Source organism: Melissococcus plutonius ATCC 35311 (assembly GCF_000270185.1).
Lineage (GTDB): Bacteria > Bacillota > Bacilli > Lactobacillales > Enterococcaceae > Melissococcus > Melissococcus plutonius.
In genome coordinates, this window is record NC_015516.1 from 92527 (window position 1) to 106679 (window position 14153).

Genomic DNA, 14153 nt, shown 5'->3' on the forward strand with positions numbered 1-14153 from the left:
TTAATATAGGTAAGCAACAAGTATTGACCGATAGAGCTGGCAATAACATTGAAAGGGGGTGAAAAAGGTAAGATGAAAAGATTTGCTCGACATTTTTTATGGCTAATACTTCTTCTTGGAATAATGAGTATGATGAGAGGAGAAAATGTACGAGCCGAAGACAATTATACTAGCCATGTAGGAATCATATTTAAAGAATCACAAGATAAACCAGATAAAGATACACAAAAGAAAGAAATAAAAAAAGAAAATGCAGAGAAAAAAGATAGTGAAAAAATGAGGCAAGGAAGATTGCCAAAAACAAATGAACAGTTAAGTAAAGGAAATTTATCATTTGTTTTAAGTCTCATTGTCATTTCTATGCTACTGTTATTCTTAAAAAAGAAAGGAAATAATCGTCTATTATGAATAAAAAAATCTCTTTATTGATCGTTGGAATTATCTTGCTAAATATAAATTTAGCAATTAGTAAACAGGTCTTTGCGGATGACACTCATCCATTGAGCAAAACAGATACTAATGCACATGTTCAATTTATTCCTAGAAATGGTCCAACTAAGCCGGTTGATCCAGAAGATCCCTCTAAGCCAGTGGATCCGGCTAATCCAACGGATCCAGCAGATCCAGATAATCCTGGAACAGGAAACAATGGTCCCTTGTCGTTAGACTTTATTTCAAATATTCATTTTGGTGAACAAGCTATTTCAGGCAAGGAACAAACCTATAATGCAATCAATAAAAACCCTTATATTCAGGTAACTGATAATCGTGGTACAGGAGCTGGATGGGCCCTAACTGCTCAAATCAGTGAATTTACAGGTAAAAACGCTAAAACAAATCAAACAGAAATATTAAAAGGTACTGTCCTTTCTATTAAAAATGCTGTTCTACGAACAGAATCAACGAATACTTCAAAGGAACCAACAAGTAAAAATATTGTATTCAATAATAACGATGCACAATTGGTCATTAATGCAGCAGAGAATACCGGACAAGGAACGTGGATAAATGTCTATGAAAAACCAGAAGACATTACTTTAACCGTACCTGGTAGTGTCGCTAAATCAAATGTAGCGTATAAGGCAAAAGTGAATTGGGTACTATCTGATACACCAAAATAAAACATGGGAAGAGATGAAAAAATGAAAAAACAATTTGCAGTTAGTATGGTAGGATTAACCCTTTTGGGAATGAGTATAGGTACGAAAAATGTTCAAGCAGAAAACACGACGGCAACTGTTGCGAATAGTAAATCAACCGTTACTTTGAAAGCACCAACTGAACCAAGTGGTCCTAATCCCCCTATTGTTGATCCGACTGATCCAACAGATCCAACTGGTCAAAAAGGCATATTAACCTTGGATGCTGTTTCAAGCTTTGACTTTGGAACGATTGCACTAGATGGAAAAGCCGTTCCTACTTCTTCTATTGTTAAGAAAAATGACAAAGATGTTCCTTATAAACAAGGACTTCAGGTAACAGATAAACGTGGTACTGGCGCAGGGTGGAAAGTTACTGTCGGCTTGTCTGACTTTAAGGGAGAAAATAACCATTTATTAAAAGGTGCAACTGTTGAATTCCCTGTAGGAAAGTTACATACAAATAATGGAAATGATGACCATTCACCTACCTCATCAGCGATTACTTTGCAGGTTAATGGTGGCGCTCAAACTATTTTAACGGCAAACAAAGATACTGGAATGGGCAGTTGGTACGATGAATTTGAAGACCCTACAACAGTAAAATTAAATGTACCAGGTGGGCAATATGCCGACAACTATACGGCTAATTTAAATTGGACGCTTACAGATACGCCTGCTTAATAATTAAATAAGAAAATATATGTCTTTTCTCATTTAGAAAATGACCTCTTTATCAAATACAGTTAGTGAGGAAAAATAAGAAATTTTAATTTTGATTCAGAGAGGACTTCTCTGAATTTTTTATTTGGTTGATAGAATTTTCTTCTAATTTTATAGAATTAAGAATGTTTAATTCAAGCTTATATAAATTCCTAAAGAAAAGTAGCTATTATTGATAAAAATATAAAAAATAAATGGAGTAAATTTTATGAACAATAATTTAAGAAAAGGAATATGGAGTTTAGGATTAGGGATACTGCTTCTATTCTTATTGCCCGCTTCTGTAGAAGCAGAAAAATTATTTGATGTACCTGACCCACCCACCTGAGCAGGGGTTGAATTTAGAAGATATATTTGGCAATCCAATTACTGGTAATAATGTAGGTATTAAATATAATGATGAAAAGAACGTTTTACAAATGAGTAATGCGAAAACTCAATATGGTGCCATTTGGGGGAAAAATCAGATAGATTTAAATTATCCATTTAGGACTAGTTTCTGGGTATATTTAGGTAATCAGCAAGGTGTAGCTGCAGATGGAATGACATTTATGATGCAAACTATTGGAAGCAATCATTTAGGATTTAATGGAGGAGATTTAGGTGCCTTAAAACCTGATATAACTAGTCCAAGTAATGGTTCAGGTTATCTCATCTTGGAATTTGATACTTATTACAATGGTAATGGACGTGATTCTAAAAATCCAGATCAAAAAATCATATTGCCTTCATGGGACCTGGAGATGATACTCACTTTAATTATAAATCATTTTATGAAAACCTATCAAATGGGAAATGGCGAAAAATGGCACTTGATTATGTACCTAATGGTGGATCTAAAGGAACACTAAGCTATAAATTATTTGATGAATCACTCAATTTAGTTAATTCTGAAAGTATTATTTTTAGATATGATAATGTAAAAAAAGGGGGTCCAAATGAAGATCATAGTTTTTTCCCGACAAATAAGGTCTATTGGGGATTTACGGCATCAACGGGAGCACAATATGAAGTGAATGCATTATCTTTTAATGAAATACCACAAAAAGCAGCCATTAAAACAAAGGATACTACTATTTATAGAGTACACAACTGGGATCCAAAAGAAAATTTTGTGTCAGCCACTGATGAAGAAAAAAACCCTGTTTCATTTGATGATCCACGTATATCATATGAACATAACATCGATACAAATAAGCCGGGAGTATATAAAGTCACTTATACCTACAAAGGAAAAACTGACAAGGTCGATAAAGATGCTACAGTTACAGTAGTAGATGATTTAAGTTTTAAATATGTTCCTCCTACAATCGACTTTAATGACACAGATATTCATTCTGGCATTCAGTTAATCAATAGAAAAGATAAAGACTGGGAGATTACCATCAATAATACGGTTAAGAAAAAGTGGAAACTATTGGCACAAGCATCCTCTACAAAAGATAACCAACAAACAGAATATCCAAATGCTTTAACGTTTAAGCAAAATGAAAATGATTCAACTGGAATAAGTTTAGCAGCTCAACAACAAATTGCTTCAGGCGATGGAAATGAAACACAACCAACAATATCGTGGACAGAAAACAAGGGAGTATTATTTTGCTTTGATCCAGGATTAATGAAAGCAAATACGTATACTTCAACGATTACATGGACATTGGAAGAAGTGCCAGGTTAACTTTATTGGTATTATTTCATATCTAAATAGTCTATTATCTGTTGATTAACAGATAATAGACTATTTATTTTTTGATTTTATTTATCAATTAAAATGGCATAGATTTTTTAATCGATATTTTCAAAATCTACTAGCATGATATAAATTGTTGAATATATTTCTAGTATTTTTATAAATTTATTAATATATTTTTTTGAAATAAAAGACTTTCCAAAATACATGAGCGCAATTTTTTGATAATTCTAGAATTAATTATTTGTGGTATAGCTTTAACGGCTTAGTAATACATGATATTAACTATGAAATAAAATGTTATTGTATAGTTTGTTTAATAATGATACCTCAATAAATCTATTTTAAATAAAACATTTATAGTTATAAATATAAATAAATCCATTTGTTTAAAATAATTAAAAAATATAAAAATAATATAGACTATTATGAACAAAAAGCAGTAAAATGGGTTCATAAATGTAATGAATAAAAAGAGTAAATTATTGATAAAATAGTAAAATAAATGATCTAAAACTGGAACTAAGAAATTAATAGCAGAAAACTTGTATAATTAAATCTAATTGACAACTTGATTTAATGGAACTACCTTATTTTTGGTCTGCAAAGACTACTTTGTTTTTTAATTTTCCTTATTAGTAGGAAAAACTAATATTTTTATCCCTATAATTAGTATGGATGTTCTGGATATTAACCAAATAAGAAAAAGATGAACCAAAAATGGCATCTAGATATAAGTTTTTTAAATGGTCAATAAATTGCTTATTTTATTTTTATGCATTTATGTTGTATAATAATCAATAGTCAACTCATTTTTTATACCAATAGAAAGAGCTACTTTGATTATGTTTACAAACTCTTATCATGAATCAATCATTTAAAAAGCAAGCAGATAGAAGTATACAATACATTAATGATCTCAAATAACTCATTTATTTTCTTGTTCTATTGAATGATTATCATAATGAATGACATTTAAAATATATGACTGTTTCTTTTTATCTTAAATCAGTATGTATTTGTAGAATAGGAAGATAAAGATATAGAACAATCTTAAATATATAATAAAAGAGAGGAAATTTTTTATGAAAAATAAAGGAATAGCATTATTTACTGTGTTGTTATTATTCTTCATGCAGGTTACATCAGTAAGTGCAGCAGGATCCCATACTTCGGTGGGTTCATCGTCGTTTTTTGGTAAAAGCGTTGCTCGGATAGGAGGTAGTCGTGGAGGAGGTTATCATGGTGGCTTTCATGGTGGTGGTAGTACAGGCGGTTTTCATCGAAGTCCTTCTACAACAAGAGTGACACCAAATCGGAGTGGCTATCATGGCAGCTTTCATGGTAATGGAGGAAGTCGTAAGAGCCCTTCAACTACAAATAATAATGGCTACAAAGGAAACAGACGTACATATAATCCTCATGCAAGTGATCGAATCAAAAATAAAACCAAACAAAAACATGAACAGGAAAACCGTACTGTCAGAAGAAATAAAGGTTCACATAGCCAACGTAACCGTTCTTACCGCAGAAATTCTAGGAATTATTATCCAAGAAATTCATTTTTCTATCGCCATCCCTTTGTTTCTAGTATGATTGCTGGAGGTATTGGAAGTTGGATTGGTGGTCACCTCTTTGGATATGGCGGTGGCTATGGTTATGGAGATTACGGTGATGGTGGTTATGGTAGTGGATTCACACAAGCACCTTTCACTTTCATTTTTGCTTCTATTGTTCAAATTGGATTTCTTTTGCTTATCTTATATGGTATTTACCGTCTAATTCGTTTCTTATCAAAACATAGACAGTATAGAACCTACCCAGGAGAAATGCCTTTTGATCCATATGAAGATTATGATGAAGATGTTTTTGATGATCCTTTTGTAACAATGGAATATGACGAGGATGACAGTGAGGAACCTATTGTGACAACTCAAAAAGAAACATTAACGGAAGAAGAATTATCAAATGCTGCCCTTTACTATGGCATTAATGCTCTTCATCTCTCTCAAGATGAATGTGGTGGCGAGGTAACATTTACCGATGATGGAATAGCCGGATTTGATCTTTATAAGGGAGATAGTTTCTTCCGTTCGCTTGATCAAACCACCCTGAATGAAGCGATTAGAATGTGGCTCAAAGAAGAAGCCGAGGCAATACTTGTTGGAACACCGGTTTATAGATTAGATGAAACAGGTCTGGTTGCTGAAATTAATATTCAATAGTAGTCTATCTAGTAGATTGTATGATGATGAACATATTCAATCGATGTGATAGAGATGAATCGCACTATAAAAAATGACTTTTTTCTTCCAATCGATCTGATAGCTGTCTTTAATAACATACAGTTTAAAAAATAATAAAAATAAATAACCAATTAATTCTAGTGGGTTAGTTGGTTATTTTTTAATGCTCTTTTATAGCTATCTGCTTGAATCGCTTTGTATTGAAAGGTATCTCCATTTTTGCTTTTTTAGATGATTACTAGTATATAACATTTTGTAAATACGTTTACAGTTATCCTGAATATTGTACTATTTTTGTTAATTACTTCAGTTTTGATTAATGATAGCTAGATAAGTAGTTATCTGGTTCACGGATTATCGTCTTAATGAAGAAGACGAACCATTTTATAAGTAATTATTTTTATTCATTTAAAAGTAAAAAATTTTTATTTTTCAAACGACTAACCTTTTTGCTTCTATTAAGCTTCTTTCAGCGCTAATGTCCTTCTCAACGATGCTTAGTCTTTCTCTTCTCTAATATAATTAGATATACTGATGATTAAGGAAAACACACAAAGCACAAAAATAAACTGTACAAACAATTTAACAGGTTGTCGCATAGACCCAAATTGAGTCATAATAATAAATCCGGATAGGATAAAAATCATTACTTGAAAAAAAATATTGGTTAAGGTAAATTTTGGTTTCATTTTACTCTCCTTTGTATTCTTCTACATTGATAATTTCGTCTAACATTTGATAAACATTTGGATTATGCGTAGAGATAATAATGATTTTTTCTTTAGTTTGAAGTTTTAGAATTAATTCCATGATTTCCTGACTGTTCGTTTCATCTAAAGAGGCAGTGGGCTCATCCGCTAAAATAATGGGTGAATCTTTTAAGATAATCTTAGCAATAGCAACTCGCTGAGATTCTCCACCAGATAAGGTGAAAATTTTTCTACTCAAATCTAAAGTTAGATTTACTTGTCGCAGCGCTTCTTTCATTTTTTCTATTTTACTGGTTTTGATTAATTTTTGACCAATAAATGCTAAATCTAAGTTTTCTTTTATCGATTTATTTTCAATCAAGCCATAATTTTGAAACAAATAACCAATATAATTTTTAAAATAATCTTTTTCTTTTATTTTTTTTAATGGAGTTCCTTCAACAATGACTTCTCCTTTGGTTGCTGTTTCTAGTTTGCCGATTATATTTAGTAAAGTCGTTTTTCCAGAACCAGAAGCACCGATCAGAGCATAGGTTTTTCCATTTAAAAATTGATAACTAAGCTGATTAAAAATGACATTATCATCGAAACATTTATTTACATTTTTTAGTTCAATCATATCATTCACCCTTTAGATATAAAATATTTAGTTGCTTTTCTCTTTTTAATTGAATTGAGAATATACTTAAAATCAATAATAGGTAGATTATTGGTGTGAGTGTTACTAAAAGATAGGCACGTAAAAATAGACAAATTAGGGTAATAAAGACATTAATAGCAACCACTACGATTAAATAATTTTTATGTATAGCAAGCATTGATTTTCCTGCTAACCTTTCAATAAAAAATTTTTTTCTCCCTTGATAAAAATAAATTGTATTGATTAACATCAATAATAAAATGGAACTGACAATACTAATAATCGTTGAAATAAGCAATATTTCTTTTTTATTTTTAACTGAATTAAATTTTTCATTGATCGAGAATAAACCATTTGTTAATGATCCCATATACGAAGTTAAATTATTTTTTTTAATAAATTCGGTGACTTTTGTCGGCTGTGTGATTCGAACATTCCAACCATCTGGATACATGGCTAGGTTAGAATAGGGCGTTCCTACAACAATAATTGGATGATGCACAAAACATTCATTAGATGTCAATTGTCCACCATTGCTAAATACAGGATAAACAAAGACATTAGCGCTATTCTCATACAATCCAGCTGTTGTTTTTATGTTTGCATTGACAACTTTATTATCTTTAGCAGATGATTTTGCTTCGTTTTCTATATTGTTTATCCATTTTTTCTTTAAAAAAGAGTAATTATTCTTCTGAGTTTCTGGTATTAATATGAAGTTTTCAAAAGGGGAAAGATTATTAATCTTGTTTCTTAATTGTTTAGATAGTTTAATAGGACTATATTTGATAAACGTATTGCTAACATATAAAACATTTGAAGTCTGATCTGGATTAGTTGATGATGTAATACTATCTAAATTGTTCTGTATGATCATCATATCTATAGAATGATATAATTGTTTATAGGCTTCTCTTTTTTTTCTCTTTTGTAACGGATTCACCATCTTCAAGTTGGGTTATTTGAAATAATTGAGGATACTTTTCCCAAGCATGTTTACCTGCTTGTAGGAGAGACAGCTCATTATTCATTTCATGGCCCCATAAACACAATACATGAGTGAAGCTAACGTAAAGATTTGCATGACAAAAACCATTAAATAAATCAACTTCATAGGTGCTTTTCCTTTAATCGATAGATTAATCGGTTGATTTTGAAGAATATAATAGAATAAATTAGAAAGAAAAAAATTTATTATAAGGAGTAAGAAAAGCCAACACAGAATTGGAAAAGTAATGACTAGAAAGCATTCAATAGATAAAAAATTAAAAATTTTCAAGACAATAATTATGCTAAAGAGTATGACAAGAGTATATACGATGAGGAATAAACTATCTTTATATGTACTTTGAAGTGCAATTGTGTGTTTGCCCTCACCTGACAATCGTCGAATCCCTATTGATCTAATATTCGAAATATACTCTGCTAGTATTAAAGAAGAAAAAGCAATGAGTAAGACTAGGATGATCATTAAAACTTGGGGAATAGAACTGAGCAACTTTAATAGGATAAGTCGATAATTCGTTGGAAAAACTATTGCTTGATTGTTTAGGGCATTTAATTTTTTGGCAAGTTCTTTAACTGTTAATCTACCTTTAACAATAATATATAGCGTATTAACTGGACTATTCTTGATCAGCTTTTTATTTTTTTGCAAGGGTAAATTAGAAGGTAGTTCTCCTTTACCAATTGGAACATAGGTATTTTCTACTTCTCCACTAAAATTATTCTTTGCCTCTACAATTCTTTGAGCGATAAGGTTATCATTATCTTCTGCTATTTTTTTAATGTCTTTCTTAAAGTTAACAGTAGACTTCTCAACAGATACGACTTCTTTTTGACCACCAAACAATTGATTTTGATAATTTTTTAGAAAAAGTAATCCTAATAAAGCTATAAATAAAATAGTAATCATAGCTAGTAATTTTTTTAGTTTATTATACATACTGATAATTACCTCCTAAAAAAGAAGAGAGCATTTCTGCTCCTTCTTTTTCATGGTTAAAAATACAATTTAATAAAAGCTTGTTGGATTGTAATAAAGTGAAGCCAGATCTCAGATATTACACCTATAGTAGCTTAGCCATTAATTTCATTAATATAAAAGCGGGTACATTTACCTGATTTACAATTTTTGAACTCTGGTTAATATGAATAGAATAATAATTGGTATACACAATTATTAGATACAGTATGTTTATAACACTATATCCAGCTATTCGCATTAAAATTTGTTGTATAGATTGTAATTTCATCAATAGAATCGTGACAGTTATAATAGTTTCGAAAAAATTATGAAAGAGTTTTTTATAATAAAATAATAGATAATTTAATAATCACATATCATATATAATAGACTTTTTATTAATTAAAATCAACCATAGATTATATATATATTTAAAATTAATAGTTATATATTTATTATTTTTAACAATCAAGCCTAGGAGATTAAATAGGATTAATTTTATAATTTCTATATGGCTAGTTACTATTACCAACTATCTTTATAGGTAGATATAATTGAAATAATCTATTAAGTCTAGAATTATACTTATTTGAAACAACCATAAAAGTAAAAAATATAGAAAGTCAGGCATTCATAAAAAAATTATATAAGAAAAAATCATTGGTAGAGATCTAATTAGAAATAATCTAATCAGATCTATGAATAATTTGGTTATATGTAAAATCAATCAAAACTTAGAGTAGTTTAGAATATAAAGGTTTAAAGTCGAATTGGTAGTATAAATTAATAGTGTTAGCTTATTTTATTATTGTCAAAATTGTAAAAAATTTTTTCCATTTTTCTTTTAGGATTATTTAAATTATTGTATTATATTTATTATAAATTAAAATATATAATTATCTCATTTCAATAATCTAAAATATATCCATATGTATTATTATCAAAAATAATGATTACTCAGAATTTTCATAATCGGAAAATACTCTGATCGATTTTTCAGTCTAGAATACTATTTGTTATAAAATTTATTAGAAATAGAATTGACACTGTTTATTTTTAAATAAAATTTTTAAAATTAAGTGAGATAGAACAAGAAAGATGGTGATTTTATGAAAAAAATTTTTGTATTGGTCTCATTGGGCTGGCTAACCATTTCTCTAACTGCTTGTGAAGAAGCTGAAGGGAATCATGCAGTTTCAGAAAATAAAAATAACATTATGATTCAGCAAAATAAAGATGAAAAAAGTAATAAGAAGCTCGAAAATAAAAACAAGCAAGACACCAAGAATAAATTGACAAAAAATGATAATCAGAATTTTGATTCTAATACCAAAAATGAAGTGGTAAAAAACAACAATCAAAATGCTAACTCTAATGTTGACACAAAAAATGAACACGCTTCAATTATAAAAAATTCAAATACTTCAATAAAATATCCACAATTTTCAAGCTATGATAATAATCAAGTGATCAATTCAAGTATTCAAGCTTATATACAAGAATTGAAAGATATTTATGGAGAAGATTTGATAGCAGATTATCAAATAACACTGCAAAATAGTAATTATGTTTCACTTGTTTATTCTGGTAACATTGAGAAAGCCGCCTATCCACGTCAATTTAAGTCAGGAATAACTATTGATTTAAAGAATGGAAATAGAGTGCCATTGAATGCTATTTTGAATTTAAATGATACAGTTAAACATACTATTGAAGATAAATTAATGAATACTTTTAAGGCAAAAGACATTGATTTTAAAGCAATATTTCCAAATGGAATAGATAACTTGCTATCAAATAAAGAGATGACTCCTGCTACTTCTGATTTACAATACTATCTAACAAATAATGAAGTTGTCTTAATTTTTTCCGTTCCACATGCTATTGGTGATTATGTCGAATGTACATTACCTTATTAATTACGTTACTTGTTAAAATATAAGGAATCATTATTGGTAATAATAATGATTCCTTATATTTATATGTCTATAAAAGATAGAGCAAATGATTCAGTTTGCAGGCAATTTATAATATTATCTATAAACGTACATGATATTGATAAATAGTTGGGTAGTTATTGGTTTGTATAAATAACTATAGAAGTCTCACTAAAAATTGCAAACAGATGCGAATTTCTAAAAAAATTTTGTTCATCACATTTCAATCGTAACTAATCTTAAAATCATGTAGACAGCTTTTTCATCAGTATACAAATGAATAGGTCAATATTTAAAATGACTAAACAATGATTTTATATACATTGTATAAGTAATTAAAAAATAAAAAATATAGACCATTAAAAATATTAAAATTGGAAAAATAATCGTTTGATAGGGATTAAGGAGCAAAGATCTAAATAGTTGCAATCCAAATAAAACATCAATAACGCCAAGAATAGCTGGTAGTAAAAAGGTAGCTAGTAGTTCTTTGAAAACAACATGTTTAATTTCCTTTTTCGATGCACCTAATTTACTTAAAATGAGGTACCTGCTTTTATCAACTGTGACACCAGATAAAACTTTGAATAATAGGCAGCTAATAAGCATAACCAAAAAAGAAAAACTAAGGAAAAAGCCCATATATTCAAAGCCAACCATTATAGCTCGAATTTCTTGATACTTTGAATACTTTTGATTGGTTTCAGCAGATAAATTATCTTTGGAGCTATTTGATTTTTTTGGCTGCATATATTGAATAAGTTGTTTAATTTTTGGTAGGTTCTTTTTAAGGTTCGTTGTTTTAATCAAAGTAACTGTTTTGGAAGGTGCTTTGATTTTATTAAGGGATTGTCTAGGTAAAAAGAGAATTTCCTTTGCTTGTTGTTTATTTGTAAGTAAACTTCGTAAAGACATCATGGCATAGGGATTTTTTTCCAGAGTAGTTGCTGAAAATTTTTGTTGGTTTATTTTTCCATCAAAAGCTACCTGATTTACAATGAATGGGTGGCTCTTAAAATCCTCTTTAAGAAAGTAAATGCTTTTTGCGTCTTCTTTTATTGAATAATTCGTTTGATTTTGAATTGAAAGTATCGATAATTTTTCAGAAGACAATGATTTTGCATTGTTGATGACCATATCATAATAATAGGTTCCATCTGCTATTTCGTAAGCTTCATTTTTAAAACCAACACCAACTGTTAATGCTCCAAGTGCTAAGGCAAAAAGTAAGGAAACAATCGATAAAACTTGAGTGTAGTTACTGATTCGGTAGGTTAATTGTGCAATAAAAACAGAATTCAATCGATTAAAATAAAAATAATTATTTTTTTGTAAAATTCCTAGTAACAAAATGGTCAGTGAATGAATCGTAAAATAGGTTCCCAGTAGAATGATTATTAATATACCAATGAGAGCCATAAATTTAAATTGCATAAAGTGTATCATAAGATAATAAGCGATACTTAGAAAGAATAATCCAGCAATAGATTGAGTTAGGATAAGCCAGTAATTAAATGGTTTATATTCAGGCTTTTCTTGTTTTTTAAGTAAGGAAATCAAGCTATTTTTTGATAAGGCGATCACATTCATGATAGCCATAAATAAAAAACACAAACTAAAAAATAAACAAGTTGAAAGAACAGAAGAAAAATCAGCATATAAGATAAAGCTTTTGTGGATAGCTAATGTTTTAATGAGTAATTGATTGACAAGAACAGTTAGACCCATACCTATTAAAAGTCCAACTGGGATGGTAAGGATACCAATGCTTATTGTTTCGGTAAAAATGAGCAAACTTATCTTGCTTTTATTTGCACCCAACATCATATATACGGCATATAATTTACGTTTCAAGTTTAATAAAAATGTATTGGCATAAATAAAATAAACAAGCGTAATAATGATCAATAGAATTGTTCCTAGGTGAAAAATTAAGGTAAAAACAGAACCGAGTTGTGTACTTTTATTTAAAGATGCATTATGGGCTAAAGATTGGAACATATAAAAGACACCTATTGAAATAATTAAACCAGAAAAAAGAATAAGATAATCTTTCAATTTACCTTTTAAGCCTAAAAAAGCTAGTTTTAAAGATATCAATTTTTTTCATCCTCCAATTTACCAAGTTGATTCAATAATTCTTCATAAAATTTTTGTCTATTTGTTTTCTTATTGATTTCTTTATATAATTTGCCATCTTTGATAAATAAAATTCGTGTACAAAAACTAGCTGAAAATGGATCATGTGTCACCATGAGAATAGACACACCGAACTCTTGATTGATTGTTTTCATTCTATTTAATAAATCATACGCACTTTTTGAATCTAGGGATCCAGTTGGTTCATCTCCTAATAGAATACTAGGTTTTGTTACCAAGGCTCTTGCAGAAGCTACTCGTTGTTTTTGTCCACCGGACAATTGAGATGGGAATTTTTTTAGAATGTCCTGGATATTAAGTATTTTTGCTACTTTTTCAATCGCTTCAGTTATGTATCGATGGTGCTTTCTTTGTAGAGAAAGGGGAATTGCGATATTTTCAAAAGCGGTTAAATTTTCTAGTAAATTAAAGTCTTGAAAAATAAAACCGATTTGTTTACTACGAAAATTAGCTAATTTATTGCCGTGCAATTGAGTTAGATCTTCACCATTAATTTGAACAGTTCCTGAAGTTGGAGAATCCAATGTGGATAAAAGATTTAGTAAGGTTGTTTTGCCTGAACCTGAAGCTCCCATAATACCTACAAATTCACCTTCATATATATCAAAAGACAGATGATTAAGTGCTTTTGTTTCTTCTTGTTTTGTTCTTCCATAGATTTTTGTCACATTTTCTACCTGTACTATTTTTTTTACTGATCCTTTCATTACATTCACTCCTTTATTTTGTTTAAAATAGAATTTTAATATCTTTTGTTTGGTTTTTTTCTCTTATTTGATGGGTTAGTTCCTCAAACTTAATTTTTGAGGAATATATGGCTTTTTAATTTTTCTCTAAGAAGCTTTAAATAATTGGTTTATTTCTTGTTTTTCCTAGAGAAATTATTAACAAGAGAAGCAAAAACTAGCGTAATTGTCTTATTCTACTGATAGTATTCTTTTA

General features: G+C 29.3%; 14 protein-coding genes. 7 read left to right on the forward strand and 7 right to left on the reverse strand.

From position 1 onward, the window contains the following. The first annotated feature begins 72 nt into the window (after positions 1-72). The 6 genes from MPTP_RS00385 to MPTP_RS00410 all read left to right on the forward strand — a co-directional run bounded on the left by MPTP_RS00385 (position 73) and on the right by MPTP_RS00410 (position 5777). A complete protein-coding gene (locus tag MPTP_RS00385; protein WP_231849646.1) occupies positions 73-408 on the forward strand; it encodes a hypothetical protein in 336 nt (111 codons plus the stop codon). Continuing rightward, complete coding sequence (locus tag MPTP_RS00390) at positions 405-1121, forward strand: WxL domain-containing protein (RefSeq protein ID WP_013773020.1); 717 nt, start codon at positions 405-407, stop codon at positions 1119-1121. The genes MPTP_RS00385 and MPTP_RS00390 overlap by 4 nt, the downstream gene beginning before the upstream one ends. Positions 1122-1142: 21 nt before the next feature. Beyond that, positions 1143-1823, forward strand: a complete 681-nt coding sequence (locus MPTP_RS00395; RefSeq protein WP_013773021.1) for a WxL domain-containing protein — start codon at positions 1143-1145, stop codon at positions 1821-1823. A 344-nt stretch (positions 1824-2167) separates the two neighbouring features. Beyond that, positions 2168-2713 (forward strand): lectin-like domain-containing protein, encoded by a 546-nt coding sequence (locus tag MPTP_RS09795; RefSeq protein ID WP_013773023.1) that lies wholly within the window; start codon positions 2168-2170, stop codon positions 2711-2713. Then, positions 2668-3540: a bacterial Ig-like domain-containing protein gene (locus MPTP_RS10155; protein ID WP_013773024.1), complete on the forward strand. Its 873-nt coding sequence runs from the start codon at positions 2668-2670 to the stop codon at positions 3538-3540. Before MPTP_RS09795 ends, MPTP_RS10155 begins: the two co-directional genes overlap by 46 nt. 1097 nt (positions 3541-4637) lie before the next feature. After that, entirely contained in the window at positions 4638-5777 is a 1140-nt protein-coding gene (locus MPTP_RS00410; protein ID WP_013773025.1) for a hypothetical protein, read from the forward strand. Between the two features lie 518 nt (positions 5778-6295). Here MPTP_RS00410 and MPTP_RS00415 read toward each other — a convergent pair. The 5 genes from MPTP_RS00415 to MPTP_RS09305 are packed head-to-tail and all read right to left on the reverse strand — an operon-like array spanning position 6296 to position 9093. Next, complete coding sequence (locus MPTP_RS00415) at positions 6296-6487, reverse strand: hypothetical protein (protein WP_041363451.1); 192 nt, start codon at positions 6485-6487, stop codon at positions 6296-6298. A gap of 1 nt (position 6488) precedes the next feature. Further along, positions 6489-7127 (reverse strand): ATP-binding cassette domain-containing protein, encoded by a 639-nt coding sequence (locus MPTP_RS00420; protein ID WP_013773026.1) that lies wholly within the window; start codon positions 7125-7127, stop codon positions 6489-6491. A gap of 1 nt (position 7128) precedes the next feature. Continuing rightward, entirely contained in the window at positions 7129-8028 is a 900-nt protein-coding gene (locus MPTP_RS09300; protein WP_013773027.1) for a DUF1430 domain-containing protein, read from the reverse strand. A 22-nt stretch (positions 8029-8050) separates the two neighbouring features. Then, positions 8051-8179 carry a hypothetical protein gene (locus MPTP_RS10160; protein ID WP_013773028.1) on the reverse strand — a complete coding sequence of 43 codons (129 nt, stop codon included), beginning with the start codon at positions 8177-8179 and terminating at the stop codon, positions 8051-8053. Next, positions 8176-9093 (reverse strand): hypothetical protein, encoded by a 918-nt coding sequence (locus MPTP_RS09305; RefSeq protein WP_013773029.1) that lies wholly within the window; start codon positions 9091-9093, stop codon positions 8176-8178. Before MPTP_RS09305 ends, MPTP_RS10160 begins: the two co-directional genes overlap by 4 nt. Positions 9094-10223: 1130 nt before the next feature. On the opposite strand from MPTP_RS09305, the gene MPTP_RS00430 reads away from it, so the two are divergent. Beyond that, a complete protein-coding gene (locus tag MPTP_RS00430; protein ID WP_013773030.1) occupies positions 10224-11033 on the forward strand; it encodes a hypothetical protein in 810 nt (269 codons plus the stop codon). Positions 11034-11336: 303 nt separating this feature from the next. Here the strand turns inward: MPTP_RS00430 and MPTP_RS00435 are convergent, their stop codons facing one another. After that, positions 11337-13151 carry an FtsX-like permease family protein gene (locus MPTP_RS00435; protein WP_013773031.1) on the reverse strand — a complete coding sequence of 605 codons (1815 nt, stop codon included), beginning with the start codon at positions 13149-13151 and terminating at the stop codon, positions 11337-11339. Beyond that, positions 13148-13918: an ABC transporter ATP-binding protein gene (locus MPTP_RS00440; protein ID WP_013773032.1), complete on the reverse strand. Its 771-nt coding sequence runs from the start codon at positions 13916-13918 to the stop codon at positions 13148-13150. Before MPTP_RS00440 ends, MPTP_RS00435 begins: the two co-directional genes overlap by 4 nt. Positions 13919-14153: the final 235 nt, after the last annotated feature.

Excerpts from the sequence above, each read along its gene's own strand:
- MPTP_RS00415 (WP_041363451.1), bottom strand. The coding sequence starts at position 6,487 with ATGAAACCAAAATTTACCTTAACCAATATTTTTTTTCAAGTAATGATT.
- MPTP_RS10160 (WP_013773028.1), bottom strand. The coding sequence starts at position 8,179 with ATGAATAATGAGCTGTCTCTCCTACAAGCAGGTAAACATGCTTGGGAA.
- MPTP_RS10155 (WP_013773024.1), top strand. The coding sequence starts at position 2,668 with ATGGCACTTGATTATGTACCTAATGGTGGATCTAAAGGAACACTAAGC.
- MPTP_RS00410 (WP_013773025.1), top strand. The coding sequence starts at position 4,638 with ATGAAAAATAAAGGAATAGCATTATTTACTGTGTTGTTATTATTCTTC.
- MPTP_RS00385 (WP_231849646.1), top strand. The coding sequence starts at position 73 with ATGAAAAGATTTGCTCGACATTTTTTATGGCTAATACTTCTTCTTGGA.
- MPTP_RS00440 (WP_013773032.1), bottom strand. The coding sequence starts at position 13,918 with ATGAAAGGATCAGTAAAAAAAATAGTACAGGTAGAAAATGTGACAAAA.
- MPTP_RS09795 (WP_013773023.1), top strand. The coding sequence starts at position 2,168 with ATGTACCTGACCCACCCACCTGAGCAGGGGTTGAATTTAGAAGATATA.
- MPTP_RS09300 (WP_013773027.1), bottom strand. The coding sequence starts at position 8,028 with ATGATGATCATACAGAACAATTTAGATAGTATTACATCATCAACTAAT.
- MPTP_RS09305 (WP_013773029.1), bottom strand. The coding sequence starts at position 9,093 with ATGTATAATAAACTAAAAAAATTACTAGCTATGATTACTATTTTATTT.
- MPTP_RS00395 (WP_013773021.1), top strand. The coding sequence starts at position 1,143 with ATGAAAAAACAATTTGCAGTTAGTATGGTAGGATTAACCCTTTTGGGA.
- MPTP_RS00420 (WP_013773026.1), bottom strand. The coding sequence starts at position 7,127 with ATGATTGAACTAAAAAATGTAAATAAATGTTTCGATGATAATGTCATT.
- MPTP_RS00390 (WP_013773020.1), top strand. The coding sequence starts at position 405 with ATGAATAAAAAAATCTCTTTATTGATCGTTGGAATTATCTTGCTAAAT.
- MPTP_RS00430 (WP_013773030.1), top strand. The coding sequence starts at position 10,224 with ATGAAAAAAATTTTTGTATTGGTCTCATTGGGCTGGCTAACCATTTCT.